The sequence below is a fragment of the Dehalobacterium formicoaceticum genome, from assembly GCF_002224645.1.
Lineage (GTDB): Bacteria > Bacillota > Dehalobacteriia > Dehalobacteriales > Dehalobacteriaceae > Dehalobacterium > Dehalobacterium formicoaceticum.
The window spans coordinates 2,850,607-2,867,892 of the sequence record NZ_CP022121.1; the positions used below are offsets into that span (position 1 = coordinate 2,850,607).

Consider the following 17,286-nt stretch of genomic DNA (forward strand, 5'->3'; position numbering starts at 1 on the left):
TCACCTCTCACTATTTTATATTATCCGGACACCAGATAGATAGATTGACTGCGGAAAAGGTTCCCGGGAAATTTGGAGGCGCACACGAAAAAACCACTGCATCAATTGAGGCAGTGGTTTTATTCCCTTCGCAATAGCGTGTTGTTATTTTCCTGTGTTACTATAAACAGTTTCCCCACCCACGATGGTTTCCATTACTTTGATATCTTTAATCAGCATTGGATCTACATCTAATGGATTTTTTTCGAGAATTACGAAGTCGGCTCTTTTACCTACTTCTATAGAGCCTGTCACATCTTCCTCACCATTCATATAGGCGCCGTTGATTGTCAAAGCACGTAATGCATCTTCCGGCGTTATTCTTTGATCAACTGATCGATACTTATCATCCTCATTGTATATCTCTGTGAAGATTTCTCTTCCGGTGTAGGAAAGTCTATTAACTGCAGCCCACATTTCCATCAAAGGATCATGAGGAAAGACCGGGGTATCACTATGAAGCGTGAACGGCAGATTGCGGTCAACGGCATCCTGGGCCGGACTCATACGCGCAGATCTTTCCGGACCAAAAAATACCTCCCAATGACGGTCTCCTAAATAATAAGTATGTAAGATCAAGAAGGAAGGAATTACACCCAATTCTTCCATGCGATCCAATTGCTCTTCCCTGGTAAATTGAGAATGAATCACAACATGGCGTAGCTTATCCGATTCTCGATAACCGTCTTTACGAACTTCTTCATAAGCATCCAATATGTCATCAATGGCAGCATCTCCATTGCCATGAATAAAGATATTATCAAAGCCCGCTTCATGGGCATCAACAACTTTTCGGGTCAATTCCTCCTTTGAATACCAGGGATAGCCAACCCAATCTTCAGCATAATCACCAGTCGTATAATAAGGATCTGTTAAGTAGGCTGTGCGCAGTTGAGGAGATCCGTCTTGAAGCATTTTGATCCCGCCGGAAACAACCAGATCATTTTTCCCGGAATATTTGGGGATCGATCGATCATCACCCAGCAAATCATGTACTTCCATTGCCGGCTGCAGGTCAAACCAAAGAGCAGTTCTGATTTTTAAATAATCCTGATCTGCTGCTTCTTCAAAAAGTTGATAAGGGCTCCATCCTCCATTGTTCGCCGTAGTTGTTCCTTTTGATGCATAAATATCACTGGCCAGGGCGATTGCATCAAGCTGATCCTGATGACTCACCGGCGGAACCAGTTTCGTGACCAGATACATGGCATTCTCCCATAATTGACCATTGAGCGTACCATCACTAAAATGACCGATTGTGCCTCCGGACGGGTCAGGAGTATCAGCTGTAATACCGGCCATTTCTAAAGCCTTACTATTGGCAACAACATTGTGCGCAGAAAAATGTGTGATCACAATGGGTATCTCTGTTGATATCTTGTCCAAGTCAGCAACAGTAGGATGTCTTTTTTCTGTCAGTTCCATATCATCATATCCACTACCTAATAACCATTCCCCAGGATTCAAAGTTTCGGCTCTTTCCGACAAAGCCGCAAGAAGCTGCTCCATATTCTCAATGGTGCCAATAGGCGGGCTTTGCAGCTGTACTTTTGTCAGATAACTTTCACCGGCCATGAGAAAGTGTCCATGTGCATCATAAAAACCAGGTAATAAAGCTTTTCCCTTAAGATTTATTTTTTCTGTGTCTTTTCCGGAAAGAGGCATAATATCACCTAACTTACCTACGGCGATAATTTTACCGTCTTTCACAGCAACAGCTTGCGCATAGCTCATATTTTCATCAACAGTTACAACCGTACCATTAAAATAAATCTGAGAAGCAATGATCTTTTGTTTCTCCTTTTTCCCTGCTGCTTCATTTGCGGCAAAAACAGAGCTGCATAGTCCCAATATTAGTGTACAAACAAGAACGGAAATTAAAAATCTGGGTTTATTATTTCTCATTTTAGTCCTCCTTCTACAATTTTATACGCTTCTTTGCACGCTTCGCTTAACGCTTATCTCTCCCCAAAGGCATCTACCTCCTTTTTTCTTTAATAATTAAGAAGAACTAATAATATCTATATAAAAATAATAATGCCGGTTTTAATCAAAATAAAAGTTCGTAATAATAAATTACTAATTAATGTTATAACTTTCCAGTATATTTATAAGTTTAAGTATAATTTTAGTAATTGTAAATTTACATAATGACAACGCAGAACTATGATGAACTTAACATTATGTTAAATTAAATGTAAAAGGGCATTTTCTGTGATATTTTTAAATCTGATCTATCTGATTGTTTTTTAATGATAATTAATTCAAAATTTTTTACTCCATCTGATGCTTAGAAATCGTTATCCAGGAACTTACCGCTACTTAACCCATCGCTTTAAGATGCAGGAGTATTAGTGGCAGCTAGTTATCGGAAAAATAGATTACTTATGATGAAATTAACTTTTGCAGTATTATTTTGTCATTGCAAATCAAATACCTATCATTTTTATAATCTTTGTGTTATAATTCCCTTTGTGAAGTTTTTTTACATAAGTTTGTGAAAAATAGCTCAAAGGGGGTCCCGGTTTGAAAAACATGCTAGAACTCAAACGTATTCCGGTAACTGTGAATGGACGGGTAATCGAAGTTTATGACAAACTTACTATTCTCCAAGCCTTAATTCAAGAAGACATTCATGTTCCACATCTATGTTATGATATTAGGCTGGATCGCTCCAATGGAAATTGCGGTTTATGTGTTGTGGAATTAGGAGAAGGCAGTAATCAACGGGATGTAAAATCTTGTCAAACCCCAATTAAAGAAGGCATGGTCATTTGTACGAACAGTCCAAAACTGGAGCATTATCGGAAAATCAGGCTGGAACAGATTCTCTCCGACCATAACGCCGATTGTGTCGCCCCCTGTGTCCAAACTTGCCCTGGCAATATTGATATTCAGTCTTATCTCCACCTCACCAGTCAGGGAAATTTTCAATCGGCGATCAATGTCATTAAAGAGAGTAATCCTTTCCCTTTGGCTTGCGGCAGGGTTTGTCCTCATCCCTGTGAAGCACAATGCCGTCGTCAATTAGTCGATTATCCTGTGGCCATTAATCATGTGAAACGTTTTCTGGCAGATTGGGATGTGGCTCAGGAACATCCCAATCAACCACCAAAAAATCCTCCCACCGGTAAAAAAATTGCCGTTGTCGGTGCCGGACCCTCCGGCTTATCCGCTGCTTATTACAGCGCCCAAAGGGGCCATGATGTCACCGTTTTTGAACGCCATCCTTATCCCGGAGGCATGATGCGTTATGGTATTCCTGAATATCGTTTACCTAAAGATACCCTTGATCAAGAAATTAATTTGATTAAAAAGTTGGGCGTCAAGATTATGACGGGTAAGACCCTGGGAACCCACATCAGTCTGGAAAATCTCAATGAAGATTTTGATGCCGTCTATCTGGCGATCGGTTCCTGGCAGGCCACACCCCTGCAATTGGAAGGAGAAAACTTGCCTGGGGTCTGGCTGGGTATTCATTTTCTGGAACAGGTTATAAAGCAAGGTGAGATCAATCTGGGGGATCAGGTAGTCGTAATCGGCGGCGGTAATACTGCCATTGACTGTGCTCGTACTGCTCTGCGTTTAGGAGCCAAATCCGTAAAACTGGTTTACCGCCGTACCCAAGAAGAAATGCCGGCAGAACCGTATGAAGTGTCGGAAGCCCTGCACGAAGGAGTGGAAATGTATTTTCTCACAGCCCCCAGCAAAATTATGCAAGAAGGAAAAAGAAAACTTCTCCTTTGTATGAAAATGACCTTGGGAGAAGCGGATCGCTCGGGACGACGCCGACCCATTCCCATTGAAGGCAGCGAGGTGGCTTTCGAAGCCGATACCATTATTAGTGCCATCGGACAAAGCACCAATACCCAATTTCTTTACCATGATCTCCCTGTGCAGCTGAATAAATGGGGGGATATTGAAATCAACGGGAAAACTTTTCAAACCTCAGAAATAAAAATTTTTGCCGGCGGAGACTGTGTTACCGGCCCGGCCACAGTGATTCAAGCCGTCGCAGCAGGTCATCATGCGGCAGATGCTATGGACAGCTTTTTGATGAAGGGTTATGTGAAGGAGCAGCCTATTGATTATAGCTGCAGCCGAGGTTCACTTGAGGATTTACCTAAATGGGAATATGAAGAATTGCCCAAACTAAAACGAGCTCCCATGCCTGCCCTTGGCAGTGAGGATCGTAGATATAATTTTAAGGAAGTAGAATTAGGCTATTCGGCGGAAACGGCAAAGGAGGAAGCTCAGCGTTGCCTGGAATGTGGTTGTTTTGATCGCTATCATTGTCATTTAAGACAGGAAGCCAGTACCTACCAAATTCAATATATCCCTCCAGCCCATGAACGTCCCTATATTCCCATTGTTGAAGATCACCCTGTGATTATTCGTGACCATAATAAGTGCATTTCTTGCGGACGTTGTATTGCTGCCTGCGCCGAAGTGGAAGGACCTGATATCCTAACCTTTTACAAAAAGCATGGACGTCAATTGGTGGGCACAAAGAATGGAATTCCTTTAATAGAAACCGACTGTATCAGCTGCGGACAATGTGTAAATGCATGTCCCTGCGGAGCGTTGGATTATCGACGGGAAAACAATCAGGTTTTTCAGGTAATTAATAATCCTCAGAAAACAGTGTTGGCCTTCGTTGCCCCTGCCGTACGCAGTGTGATTTCATCCCATTATGGGATTTCTTTTGACGAGGCCTCTTCCTTCTTGGCCGGATTGTTGAAAAAAATAGGTTTCGATAAGGTTTTCGATTTTACCTTCGCCGCCGACCTAACCATCGTAGAAGAAACTACGGAATTTATAAATCGTGTCCAAACGGGAGGGGTTATGCCACAGTTTACCTCTTGTTGTCCCGGATGGGTTAATCTCGTGGAAAAACGGTATCCGGAACTAATTCCTCATCTTTCCAGTTGCAAATCTCCTCAGCAAATGATGGGAGCTACAGTGAAAAACCACTATGCACAAATAGAGCAGCTTGCTAGAGATGATCTTTTTGTGGTTTCCATCGTCCCTTGTATTGCCAAGAAATTTGAAGCTGCCCGGCCGGAATTCGCTCCGGAAGGGATTAGAGATGTGGATGCGGTGCTTACCACCACAGAAATGATAGAAATGGCTGACTTAAAACGTATTCGTAAGGAGGATGTGATCCCGGAAGAGTTTGATGTTCCTTATAAAAGAGTTTCCGGAGCTGGAGTGCTTTTTGGCGCCTCAGGCGGAGTTGCAGAAGCAGCTCTGCGCATGGCCATGGAAACCCTGACGGGAGAATCACTCACCGATCAATTAGACTTTGAAGAGGTGCGAGGTTTTGAGGGTCTTAAGGAAATTACGGTAGATGCCAAAGGCAAGGAAATTAATGTGGCAGTGATCAGCGGACTGCACAATGCTGAGCCTCTGATTGAGAATATCATTCAAGGAACGGAGGTTGGTTATGACCTCATTGAGGTCATGGCTTGTCCCGGGGGTTGTATTTGCGGAGCAGGTCATCCTGTACCGGAAAAAATTGACACCCTTTATCATAGACAGCGTGTCTTGATTAATATTGATAAAAGTTCGGAATACCGAAAATCTCAGGAAAATCCTGATATTCTTCGACTATATCATGATTTTTATGGAGAAGCTAACTCCGAATTAGCGCATCAACTTCTGCATACTCATTACTACCCCTTTTCCAAAGAGAACCAAGGCCAAAAAGTACGTAAAATGGATAACTCTGCTTTTATAACTCATGAGCTGACAGTATGCACCTGCGAATCTTGTTCAACCCTTGATGCCCAGGAATTTTTTAATCAACTCCAGGCAACTCTCAAAGAGCTGAAAATGGATGCCTTTGTTCATGTAAGTACTTTACGTTTTAAGAAAAATCATCATTTATCCGGAGCAAAACTTTATGTGACTTTAGACGGAAACCCAATTGAAGCAACAATCGAAAATATTTGCCGGCTGATTCGCAAATCTTATTGAATCAATTCAATGAATAATTAAAGATCAAAAAAGGGGTCCCTGCCATACTGCCGGGACTCCTCTTTTTTAATTTTATTCCTAATAGGCTTCAACGCAGGTTTTCCAGAAACAAACGAATCACATCAGCCCCTCCGATTAAGGTACCGATGGAGCCCCCCACATTAGCCATAGCCACAATCAAAAGAATGCGTGTTACTTGATTATGCCAAAAGCCCTTTAAACTTAAAATGTCTTCCGCCAGATTTTCAAAGTCCCGCACACTGGGTTTTTTGATATAAGCCTGGGTCAGCCCGGCAAACCAGCCGGCGGCAATTAAAGGATGCAGAGTAGTAATAGGTGCCACCAGAAAAGCCGTCAGGATAGATAAGGGATGTCCAAAAGCCAGAGCCGTCCCCAAGGCGGCAAAGGATCCCGTCCACAGCACCCAACTGATAGATTGCTTGGCTCCCATAGCCGGATTAGTAATAAAAGTGAAGACAATCAGGCCGATAATCAAAATAGGGATACTCCATCCCACCACTTGCACCAGCTTTGATTTGGGCGGCAGTTGAGTCAGCTGTTCCAAATCATGCTCTTTAAAGAGCTCTTCCTTGATACCGGGCACGTGAGCGGCACCCAAAATGGCCACTACTTTGGGCCCAGGTGCCTCTTTGATTTTCTGAGCCAAATATTGATCCCGCTCATCTACCAATGGTACCTTTAAGCGGGGAAATTTCTGAGAAAATTCATGAAGAATGGAGTTCAGCATATCTTTAGATTTTAGTTGTTCCAAATCCTCTTCCGATATGCTTTCATCTGTGAAAATGCTGAAGATCAGTTCCACCATCAAACGCACCTTGCCCCAAAAACCCAAACTATGCCAAATTCTGGAAAAAGTGATTTGAATATTGCGGTCTGCCAATACCAACTGGGCCCCAATTTCCTTGGCCGCTTGAATGCCCTCAATCATCTCCTGACCGGCTTTGATGTCAAATTGCTTTGCCAGCCGTTTTTGAAAGGAGGACATGGCCAGGTTGATTAAAAGCAAGGTGGATTTCTTTTCTTTGATAATTTTAAAAATATCGGTATCTTGCCATTTATTTCCTTCTGTAATGGTTTGATATCTCTGGGCATCTAATTCAACACAAACAGAATCTGGTTTTTCTTCTTCAATAACCTGCTTCACTAACTCTGCACTGCTTCTGGAGACATGGGCAGTGCCAATAAGAATCAATTCTTTCCCATCCAGGTCAATTCTCGTGATATTTTCATTTTCTAGAATCATAGATAACCTTCCTTTTACAAGTTCACATTAAAATTGTTTTCTCTGCACATCCCGAACTCATACATGATCATTCTATTATAGCATCTCTTTAGGAAATGGAACAGGCTTCCTTGGTCAGGAAAGCAGAAGAAAGGGTTTATGCACCAAAAATATATACCCTCAATACAATAATAGAGAATCCAGACACTTAAGGGGGGATATTTTATGACAGAAAAATTACGTATTGATCATGTCGGAATGAAATATCAATCTTTAAATGGGGAAATTAACGCCTTAGAAGATGTTAATTTTGTAGTCCATGACGGAGATTTTATCTCTATTGTCGGTCCCAGCGGCTGCGGAAAATCCACCCTTCTATCCATTATTTCAGGACTTCTTCCCCTTCTTCCGGAAGTATTTATCTCAATGGAGAAAAAATTACCGGTACCTCCCGGAAAATCGGTTATATGCTCCAAAAAGACCATCTTTTTGAATGGCGTAATATTATGCAAAATGTGCTTTTAGGCCTGGAAATCCAAAAAGCTGTAACCCTGGAGGCAAAAGAAAAAGCGGAGCTTCTCCTTAAAACGTATGGTTTGTACGAATTCCGACATAAGTATCCCAGTCAACTTTCCGGTGGGATGCGGCAAAGGGCAGCCTTGATTCGCACCCTGATCACTAATCCGGAAGTTCTCCTCCTGGACGAAGCATTTTCTGCCTTAGACTATCAGACTCGTTTGGCTGTGAATGAAGATATTTATACTATTTTAAAGAAAGAGCACAAAACCGCCATTATGGTCACCCACGATATTGCTGAAGCCATCAGTATGGGAAACAAGGTGATCATTTTAACCAAGCGCCCCGGCACGGTCAAAAATATCTATCCCCTCTCCTTTACCTGTACAGAATGCACGCCTCTAAAATCGAGAGAGGCACCGGAATTCAGACATTATTTTCGGAAGGTATGGAAGGAGTTGGATATTCATGTTTGATAACAAGTCCAAGAAAAACCTTCCTGACATTCCCTCATCCCCCGAACATATCAGATTTTTGCAAGAGGTGCAGCACAGAAAAATGTCCATCCGCTTTACGCAAATCTTGATATTAGTCGCCGCTTTTGCCTCTTGGGAAATTTTCGCCCAGTTAAAAATTGTCGATCCTTTCATTACCAGTCAACCCAGCCGGATTCTTCAGACCATACGCACCCTTTATGAAGGGGGAGTGCTTTGGCATCATATCTGGGTTACATGCACGGAGACCATCATCGGCTTTCTCCTGGGAACGGTGTTAGGGGTCATCCTGGCCATCGCTTTATGGTGGTCTGAATTCCTTTCCCAAGTGATGGAACCCTATTTAGTGGTCTTAAACAGTCTCCCCAAGATTGCCTTAGGTCCTGTCTTTATCGTTTGGATCGGTGCCGGTCCAGCAGCTATTATCGTCATGACCTTGGCCATTTCTCTAATCGTTACCATTCTCGAAGTATTGAATGGATTTTTGGCCACGGATAAAGAAAAAATTAAGCTGGTCGAGATATTCGGCGGGAATAAATTTCAGGTCTTATCCCTGGTGCTGATCCCTGCCTCTTTTCCCAATATCATTAATGCTTTAAAGGTAAATGTCGGCTTATCCTGGGTAGGGGTTATTGTAGGAGAGTTCTTGGTCTCCAAAGCCGGTTTGGGCTATCTCATCGTATATGGGGGGCAGGTCTTTAAGTTAGATTTGGTGATGACCAGTGTGGTAATTCTCGGAGTGGCTGCAGCGTTAATGTATCAGGGGGTGGTTTTTCTTGAACGAATGATCTTAAGAAAGAATCAGAGCAGATCATCTTAACCAAGTTCCCAGGCGAGAATCTGAATGGCTGTTTGAAAGGAGTAGTTTGAATGAAAAAAATCATCCCGAAGCTAAGTATGATCTTCATGGTATTGGTGGTGTCAGCTTTTTTTCTCACAGGATGTGGAAAGTCCGACGCACCGGAACTCACCAGAATTAAACTTTCTGAGGTAACTCATTCCATTTTTTATACCCCTCAATATGTAGCTTTAAATCAAGGATTTTTTGAGGAAGAAGGATTAGAGATTGAATTAAGTAACGGTCAAGGGGCGGATAAGGTGATGACCGCAGTTTTAACGGATCAGGTGGATATTGGCTTTGCCGGACCTGAAGCCAGCGTTTATGTCTATAATGAGGGCAAGGAAGATCATAGTGTGGTCTTTGCCCAACTGACCAATGGCGACGGCACTTTTCTTATGGGAAGAGATGTTGATCCTGACTTTAAATGGAGTGACTTGGAGGGAAAGACAGTGATTGGGGGAAGAAAAGGCGGTATGCCGGCCATTGTCCTCCAATATGTCTTAAGCAAGAATGGACTCACAGTAGGTAAAGATGTCTTTATCGACACCACCATGCAATTTGCAGCCATGCCCGGTGCCTTTTTGGGAGGCCAGGGAGATTATGTGATTATTTTCGAACCGACAGCCTCTGCCATTGAAAAAGAAAAGAAAGCTTATATTGTTGCTTCCTTAGGAAAGGAAAGCGGGGAAATTCCTTATACAGCTTATTTTGCCAAGAAAAGCACTATTGAAAACAAACCGGAAATGATTCAAAAATTCACCAATGCCATTTATAAGGGGCAACAATGGGTCGCTAAACACAGCCCGGAGGAAATTGCCCAGGTGATACAAAATCAATTTCCTGATGAATCTCCGGAGATTCTGGTCAGCGCCATCACCCGATACAAAGAGCAAAACTCCTGGAAGCAAGATCCTCTCCTGCAGAAAGATGATTTTTATCTCCTGCAGCAAATCATGAAGGATGCCGGTGAATTGGATCAAATCGCTCCTTATGAACAAGTTGTGACTACTCAGTTTGTTCCAAATCTTTAATTGGCATAACTCACACCAAGTTACATAGATAAACAGCAAAGAAAGAAAAAAAGCAGGCAAGACTTCCTAACAAGTCTTGCCTGCTTTTTGCATACGCACTTTCGTATTCAGTGAACTCGTTCAGCTAAAGCTGAACATCGGGGCTTCAGATGGTGAATCTACCCCACCTGAGGTGAAAATAGGAGCTCCCACTTATAGAAGTGGGAGTCTTGGAATTTGATAAAGGTTAAACTTCCGGGTAAATAGAATCCGGACCATTGCTGTCAACAGGTTCATTAAACCAAATTAAGGTGACCAGATCCGTATCTCCATTGTTAGTAACGCTATGGATAAAGCCCGGGGGTACATCCACTATCTCCATGTTTTCGCCTCTTACCTGATATTCAACAGTCTCTTCCTGGTCAGCCCTGCGAAAACTAATGATACCGGTGCCGCTCACTACTAGGAATTTTCCGCATTTGGTATTGTGCCAATGGCTTGTGCTTGTTTTTCCAGGTTTGGTAACCTCCACTCCAATTTGACTTTTTTCCGGAGTTTTTATAAATTCTGCAAAAAAGCCATGGGACTCTTCTCGCTTTTTTAAAGGATAGTTAAATTGGTTTACCGGCAAATAAGTGATATAAGTACTATAAAGTTTCTTCAAAAAAGGATCAGAGACATCTGGCACCAGGAAATTCAGCCGATCTTTCTTAAAGGTATTTAGCATTTCAATAATTTCGCAAAGATGAAAGGTATAAACCGGCTGAATATTAAAATAGTAAAAGCCGGGCCCTTTCTTCTCGGATGAAAAGATATTTCCTTCTTTATCCTTTAGAAAATTAATAAAATCCGCCATTACATCACCAATATAGGCTAAATTAATTTCTACATAAGGATTTCCAAAATCAAGGGGCAGATCATGGGCAATGTTATGGCACAGTGTTGCCACAATGCTGTTATAATTAGGTTTGCACCATTTACCGAAAAGTGTTGGCAGACGGCAAATCACCACCTTGGAGCCGGTCTCACTCCGATAGGAAAGAAGCAAATCCTCAGCTGCCTTTTTGCTTCTGCCGTAAGGATTATCCACAGATACCTGGGCGGTGGAGGTAAATAGCACCGGTGCTTTATTATCATTCTTTTTTAAACTTGTCAGCAAAGTCTCCGTAGATCCAAGATTTGTTTTCATAAAAACTTCCGGGTCTTTAGAGGTATTAATACCTGCTAAATGATAGACAAAATCACAATCTCTGGTGAAAAGATCCAGTGAAGCGGGATCCGTGTCCAGATCATATTCATAAATTTCACTATAACCTTGGTTTTTTAAATTATAAACTAAATTTTTGCCGACAAAACCTTTGGCACCTGTCACAAGAATCTTCATGTGATCTCCCTCCTGTCATTTTTCCTAAATTTGTGATACCTGTCATTCCACGTCTATTGAGGATTATTCTAAGCGTTAATCATCAAAAAAACAATACTGCCTTGCTATTTTCTCGAAAATTATTTTAGTTTATATTACAATAATGATTAGATAATGATTTAAAAAAATTTCAGTACTGCAAAATGGATCGTATGCAAAAGTCTTATCATCACAGATATTTTCCTAAAGTGACTTCATCAATCTGCCAACCTGATGAAGTATTCTTGACGATCAAGGTGATAGGTCGTCTGGCCGCTGTTCCGCTCTGCTCTTTTTCCTGACTGGTTATTTCTATGATGATGCCTTCCACTTTATAGAGTTCTTCTCCCATACGTTCTGTATATTGAACCTCAATTCGGTCAGGCCAGGGGCTGGAAGTCAACCTGCCGGGGGCATTCTGAGGATCTTTACTCCATTTCTCAATTAAAGCGGAGGAAACAAAATCTCTATAATTTTCTTCCATTGTTTGTCTTAAAGTGTCTTGGGGAGCCAGCAGGGATACCTTTTGCAGCTGATGGCCAAAATCTTCCACCAAGGCGAGCACTTCACTTTCTTCAGATTCTTCTATAAACTGAAAGGTTTTAATGATTTGATTAAACTCCTGCTCCATTTTATTGAACCTATTTTTTTCTTCTGCTGAAGCATCTTCGGGAACTTGAACATCGGTAGCATGAGCCCAGCCAAAATAATATATTTCATTTTCTCCAAGATACTTCAAATTATAAGTATCTTCTCTTTCTTGCATATCTGCACGGGAGTTATTTTTTTGTCATAGACCTCTATTTTTCCCAGAATACCGGCAAATAATTCGCTGGATCGGTTTTTAATTTCCTTATCCATAAAATAAACGGATTGGCTGTCTTCTTTGATATCCACATTTTCCGAGAACTGATTTGAAAACTCTAAGGAAAAGCCATAAGTTTCATTATAATAAAGCACACTTTTATCTGCCGGTTTGCTGCAAGATGAAAGAAAAACTGTGATGCTAATGAACACAATCATGATCAAGAGGAGCAAACTCATCCTGACACATTTTGAATCCGGATGCATTTTGATCATTTGCTATCACCAACCTTTTTCAAATCAAGCGTGCAATAATTTCATTGACTTTCCTGCCATCAAACTGACCTTGATAATTTTGCTTCAGTTCTTTCATAATCCCTCCGATCACCTGTTTCCCTTGTTGCGGTGACTTTTCAAGAAAATTTTTAACAAACTGTTCTAAAAATTCATCAGAAAGTTGTGCAGGAAGATAATCCTCTAAAATTTTCAACTCTTGGGCCGCAATGGCTGCTTGCTCAGTTTTTCCTTTGGTTTCGCAAATCTGGTGCGCTTCTTCCGCTCCTTTAATAAACTTCTTGATCACCCCAATGGTTTCCTCATCTGTGATTTCTTCTAACGGTCGGTTCCCGTTATTCTTGCCAAGCATAGCTGTCTCAGCATATAAAGTGGATAAAAGATTCTTCTTAACTTGATGACCTGATTTTCGAGCAGCCAAAAGGTCATCCTTAATCTTCATCAGAATTGTCATTTTTTAAACTCCTTTCTCATAATTGCGTAAGCCAAGTTTTCTTTATAGTTTACACATTGCCTGTCGATACTAAACATTATTATTTCACTTTTATTTTACTGAGGCAAGTCTTTTTCTCAATAAAAAAGCAATTACTGAAAATAAAAACTCCGACTGATCCTGTGATTATTGGTGACAGAACCAGTCGGAGTAAGAAAAATTATTTAATTTTTAGCATTTCCAACTTTCATAATGCTCATCATTAGGTTCACCATTCTGGATTTCGCATTCTTGATCTTTAACCCGCACTTTCACTTCAAACCGCTCATTGTAAATGCGGATTTTTTTCTTACATCCATCATCTGATTGTCTGACTCTGACCTTTAACTTGTCATCACAATGCCTTTCCCGTCTACGTTTGGACATGCAGATCCCTCCACTATTTCGCTGATATCATATATTATTACGAAATAGTGTTTTGGTTAATGAAAAATCATAATTTATTGAATATATCCCTGCTCATATCTCTGCCATCATCAGGAAATGAGATCTTCATACTTCTCAGTCCATTGACCTAAACATACCCGACCTATCAGAATATCTTGCTTTAAATAGCAGACATCACTCCAGGATGTACCATAGTTGACTTGCACGAAAGATGGATAATCCCCCACAATCTTTCCCTGGCGTACCTCACTCCACTTTTTCTCAGAGACCTTCTCTTTTACCTGCACTTGATCTCCGGGAGTGAATTTCATTTCTTTTAAATCGGAATAAAACTTGGCACCTTTGGCTTCATATTTCTTCCGCATCTCCATAGTCGATAATTCTGGTCTTTTTTCTTGATTTCCCATGAAATTCTCCTTTCCAGAAATTTTGTTTTCTCAATTACATCAAAAGATATATTAATACTCTGAATTAACCTAATTGCGACATAATTGTTTCTTATACAAATATTATTATATCATAATTAGCAAATTTGTGCAAATTGTTATCATTACGACTTAGCAGAGTCCTTAATTGCACTTATCCTTTCAACCAATAAAAATTTATACTTTCCGAAAGTACAACAAAAAGAGAAGTATCCCTGAGGGAACTTCTCTTTATTAAAGCAATTCAAGATAATTCATGGATAAAAAACCCGCTTCTTAATTTAGGTTCAAACCAGGTTGATTTTGGCGGCATCATCTGCCCGGAATCAGCCACGGACATTAAATCTTCAATGGTTGTAGGGAACATGGAAAAAGCTACCTTCATATCTTCCTGAACCCGCCGTTCTAATTCTTCCAGGCCTCGAATCCCTCCCACAAAATCAATTCTTTCGTCGGTACGGGGATCTTCAATTCCTAAAATCGGGTATAAGAGATTATTCTGTAAAATTGAAATATCAAGACTTGCCACCGGATCTTTTTCCGGGTAAGATCCCTCTTTGGCCTTTATTGAGTACCAGGTACCATCCAGATACATACCAAAGTTCTTTTTTTCCTGGGGAGAAAAAGGTCCTTGTTCCCGGGGTATTTCAATGATGAATTTGTCTTCGATTTTTTGCAAAAATTCAGCACTGGTGTTGCCGTTCAAATCCTTGATAACTCGATTATAATCCATGATATGTAACTGATCATGGGGGAAAAGCACAGAAAGAAAGAAATTAAATTCTTCATTGCCTGTATAATCTTTAGATGATGCTCTCCGTTTTAAACCTACCTTTACAGCCGAAGCACAACGATGATGTCCATCAGCGATATATAGGGTATCTACCTGAGCGAAGGCATTTTTTAGTTGTTCCATGACTTCCACAGAGTCAATAATCCAAACTCTATGGCGCACCTCATCATCAAATTCAATATCATATACTGGTTCCTGATGTTTCATACACTGATTAACAAGGTCGTTGACTTCCTGTTTCCCATGGTATGTGAGAAAAATAGGCCCCGTATTGGCATTGCAATAATCCACATGATTAATTCGATCTTCTTCCTTACTCGGTCGCGTGTGTTCATGTTTTTTAATGACCTGATTCAAATAATCATCAATGGAGGTACACACTACCAGACCCACCTGAGAACGCCCGTTCATAACTAATTCATAGATATAAAAATGATTTTCCTGATCTTGAATCAACGTTCCTGACCGGATCATTGCTTGCAGATTGTCTCGGGCTTTTTCGTACACCTTCTGATCATAAGGATTGATGGAAGGGTCCAGATCAATTTCTGCCTTGTCCACATGCAGAAAAGAATAGGGATTGTCTTTAACCAATAATCGAGCTTCCTGACTATCCATTACATCATAGGGCAGAGCGGCCACCTTATTGGCCAGCTGAGGAACAGGACGAATCCCTTTAAAAGGTTTAATGATTGCCAAGGTTTCTTCTCCTTTCACACGGAAGTATTCAAATGGAAAGATACAATTAGGTTTATTCTGCGCTCAAACCACCGGTTTTATATTTTTTTTTGGCTTTGCTCACTGTATAGAATCCATAGGCTAATACCGCTGCCGCTAAAGCCCAGGGAATGATATTACCCATAAGCTCTCCAGTATAAAGAGTGAGATGTAAAGCTTTGTCATGGAAGATCATGGCAAAGGCGGTATGAGCAAGGACAGCGGCACCGATATAAATGATAATAGGATATTTCCCCATTAAGGTAGCAAGCCAGGTTGCACCATAGACTAAAATAGGAACGGAAAGAAGCAAGCCAAACACCACTAATCCAACACTTCCATGGGCCGCTCCGGCAACACCCATGACATTGTCAAAAGCCATGCTCAGGTCAGCGATAACAATTGTTCCGATGGCCGGCCAGAAGCTGTCACAGGATTTAACATTTTCATCACAAGAGTCACCATCATCGTGTTTCATCAGTTTAATAGTAATTCCGACTAAAATCAAGCCCCCAATGGCACTTAAATAAGGTACTGTCAAAAGATAGGTCGCAAAAATCGTAAAGATAACACGTAAAACAATCGCCCCGGCCGCCCCGTATATTGCCGCTTTCTTCTGTAAATCATGAGGCAAATTTCTGATCGCCAATCCAATCACGGCAGCATTGTCCCCGCTTAAGACCAGGTCAATAATAGTGATTGCTAAAATAGCTGTAAACATCTTCCATAACCAGGCTGGGTCCGTCAAATTCATTAACAAACTTTCCAATTAAAACTCTCCTCCTTATTTTTTGATATTTAGTGGATTTTACCTTAAAAGGTCAAAAAACCAAAAAAGTGAGTCCCTAAACAGAATAAATTCATTCCGTAAAGGTCTCACCTATTTGATCATCAAATTGTAAAGCCAGGCAAATCTTTGCCGGTTGTTGACTTCACTCACAGTTTTCACTGCAGGTTACTCCCCTTCAAAGAGCAACAAAATTATACCAATTCCCTGATAAACTGTCAATGTATGATTTTGTCCAAAATTGGTCTCCATTATAAAGCAACTTGCCTGAAGACCTCAGCAATATTTCCACAAACTGTCAATCCGGCTTTGGTATCAAAAGGCGTCGCTGTTTTATTGACTAGAACCAGTTTCCTGCCTCGGTAATAGGATACCAAGCCTGCCGCTGGGTACACGGTGAGAGATGTTCCTCCCACAATAAAAACATCTGCCTGGGAAATAGCTGAAATGGATTTTTCTAAAATAGCGGAATCAAGGCTTTCTTCGTATAAAACCACATCAGGCTTGACAATGCCTCCGCAAGATGAGCAAATCGGTATTCCCTGGGAAGCAACCACAAAGTCCAAATCAAATGGTTGATGGCAGCGCATACAATAATTTTTATGGATAGATCCATGCAGCTCCAGCACATTAATACTCCCTGCCAACTGGTGGAGTCCATCAATGTTTTGGGTGATGACAGCCTTTAGTTTTCCTTCTTGTTCCCATTTTGCCAAAGCTAAATGGGCATCATTAGGTTTTGCATCCACATACACCATTTTGCTTCTGTAGAAATTAAAAAATTCCTGGGTATGATTGATAAAAAATGTGTGTGATAATATTTCTTCAGGAGAAATAGTCATACCGGATTTTTTCTGAAAAAGGCCGTTGGAACTTCGAAAATCAGGAATATTGCTTGCAGTTGATACTCCGGCTCCTCCAAAGAAAACAATATTATGACTTTGGTCAATCATCTCTTTTAAAACCTTGGTCTGTTCTTTGAGATTGTCCTGTATTTTCCCCTTTTCTTTAATCATTAACACCTCACCATCACTTCGTTAAGTTTTTGATCCGTTATGTACG

At 41.0% G+C, this 17,286-nt stretch carries 14 protein-coding genes and 1 pseudogene; 4 read left to right on the top strand and 11 right to left on the bottom strand.

Annotated features, from left to right (window positions below; all coding sequences use genetic code 11):
* Positions 1-144: 144 nt before the first annotated feature.
* On the bottom strand, positions 145-1,944 hold the full coding sequence (locus tag CEQ75_RS13830; protein ID WP_089611548.1) for an amidohydrolase: 1,800 nt from the start codon (positions 1,942-1,944) through the stop codon (positions 145-147).
* Between the two features lie 630 nt (positions 1,945-2,574).
* Between CEQ75_RS13830 and CEQ75_RS13835 the strand changes: the two genes are divergently transcribed.
* Positions 2,575-6,018: an NAD(P)-binding protein gene (locus tag CEQ75_RS13835; protein ID WP_089612649.1), complete on the top strand. Its 3,444-nt coding sequence runs from the start codon at positions 2,575-2,577 to the stop codon at positions 6,016-6,018.
* Positions 6,019-6,106: 88 nt separating this feature from the next.
* Here CEQ75_RS13835 and CEQ75_RS13840 read toward each other — a convergent pair whose 3' ends face one another.
* Positions 6,107-7,282 (bottom strand): TraB/GumN family protein, encoded by a 1,176-nt coding sequence (locus CEQ75_RS13840; RefSeq protein ID WP_089611549.1) that lies wholly within the window; start codon positions 7,280-7,282, stop codon positions 6,107-6,109.
* Between the two features lie 204 nt (positions 7,283-7,486).
* On the opposite strand from CEQ75_RS13840, the pseudogene CEQ75_RS13845 reads away from it, so the two are divergent.
* The 3 genes and pseudogenes from CEQ75_RS13845 to CEQ75_RS13855 all read left to right on the top strand — a co-directional run bounded on the left by CEQ75_RS13845 (position 7,487) and on the right by CEQ75_RS13855 (position 10,143).
* Positions 7,487-8,253: pseudogene (locus CEQ75_RS13845) on the top strand (ABC transporter ATP-binding protein).
* On the top strand, positions 8,246-9,091 hold the full coding sequence (locus tag CEQ75_RS13850; RefSeq protein ID WP_089611551.1) for an ABC transporter permease: 846 nt from the start codon (positions 8,246-8,248) through the stop codon (positions 9,089-9,091). Before CEQ75_RS13845 ends, CEQ75_RS13850 begins: the two are co-directional and overlap by 8 nt.
* 50 nt (positions 9,092-9,141) lie before the next feature.
* Positions 9,142-10,143: an ABC transporter substrate-binding protein gene (locus CEQ75_RS13855; protein WP_089611553.1), complete on the top strand. Its 1,002-nt coding sequence runs from the start codon at positions 9,142-9,144 to the stop codon at positions 10,141-10,143.
* Positions 10,144-10,369: 226 nt separating this feature from the next.
* On the opposite strand, the gene CEQ75_RS13860 is transcribed toward CEQ75_RS13855, so the two are convergent.
* The 9 genes from CEQ75_RS13860 to CEQ75_RS13900 form a co-directional block, all read right to left on the bottom strand.
* Complete coding sequence (locus CEQ75_RS13860; RefSeq protein ID WP_089611555.1) at positions 10,370-11,506, bottom strand: polysaccharide biosynthesis C-terminal domain-containing protein; 1,137 nt, start codon at positions 11,504-11,506, stop codon at positions 10,370-10,372.
* A 208-nt stretch (positions 11,507-11,714) separates the two neighbouring features.
* Positions 11,715-12,263 (bottom strand): hypothetical protein, encoded by a 549-nt coding sequence (locus CEQ75_RS13865; RefSeq protein ID WP_157677480.1) that lies wholly within the window; start codon positions 12,261-12,263, stop codon positions 11,715-11,717.
* Positions 12,260-12,604: a hypothetical protein gene (locus CEQ75_RS13870; RefSeq protein ID WP_089611560.1), complete on the bottom strand. Its 345-nt coding sequence runs from the start codon at positions 12,602-12,604 to the stop codon at positions 12,260-12,262. The genes CEQ75_RS13865 and CEQ75_RS13870 overlap by 4 nt, the downstream gene beginning before the upstream one ends.
* A gap of 19 nt (positions 12,605-12,623) precedes the next feature.
* Positions 12,624-13,076, bottom strand: a complete 453-nt coding sequence (locus CEQ75_RS13875) for a GatB/YqeY domain-containing protein (protein WP_089611562.1) — start codon at positions 13,074-13,076, stop codon at positions 12,624-12,626.
* A 210-nt stretch (positions 13,077-13,286) separates the two neighbouring features.
* On the bottom strand, positions 13,287-13,481 hold the full coding sequence (locus tag CEQ75_RS13880) for a hypothetical protein (RefSeq protein ID WP_089611563.1): 195 nt from the start codon (positions 13,479-13,481) through the stop codon (positions 13,287-13,289).
* Positions 13,482-13,591: 110 nt separating this feature from the next.
* Positions 13,592-13,909: a hypothetical protein gene (locus CEQ75_RS13885; protein ID WP_089611565.1), complete on the bottom strand. Its 318-nt coding sequence runs from the start codon at positions 13,907-13,909 to the stop codon at positions 13,592-13,594.
* Positions 13,910-14,171: 262 nt separating this feature from the next.
* A complete protein-coding gene (locus CEQ75_RS13890) occupies positions 14,172-15,419 on the bottom strand; it encodes a DUF1015 domain-containing protein (protein ID WP_089611568.1) in 1,248 nt (415 codons plus the stop codon).
* 52 nt (positions 15,420-15,471) lie between these two features.
* Positions 15,472-16,206 (bottom strand): TerC family protein, encoded by a 735-nt coding sequence (locus CEQ75_RS13895; RefSeq protein ID WP_089611569.1) that lies wholly within the window; start codon positions 16,204-16,206, stop codon positions 15,472-15,474.
* A 269-nt stretch (positions 16,207-16,475) separates the two neighbouring features.
* Positions 16,476-17,240: an NAD-dependent protein deacylase gene (locus CEQ75_RS13900; protein ID WP_089611571.1), complete on the bottom strand. Its 765-nt coding sequence runs from the start codon at positions 17,238-17,240 to the stop codon at positions 16,476-16,478.
* Positions 17,241-17,286 lie beyond the last annotated feature (46 nt).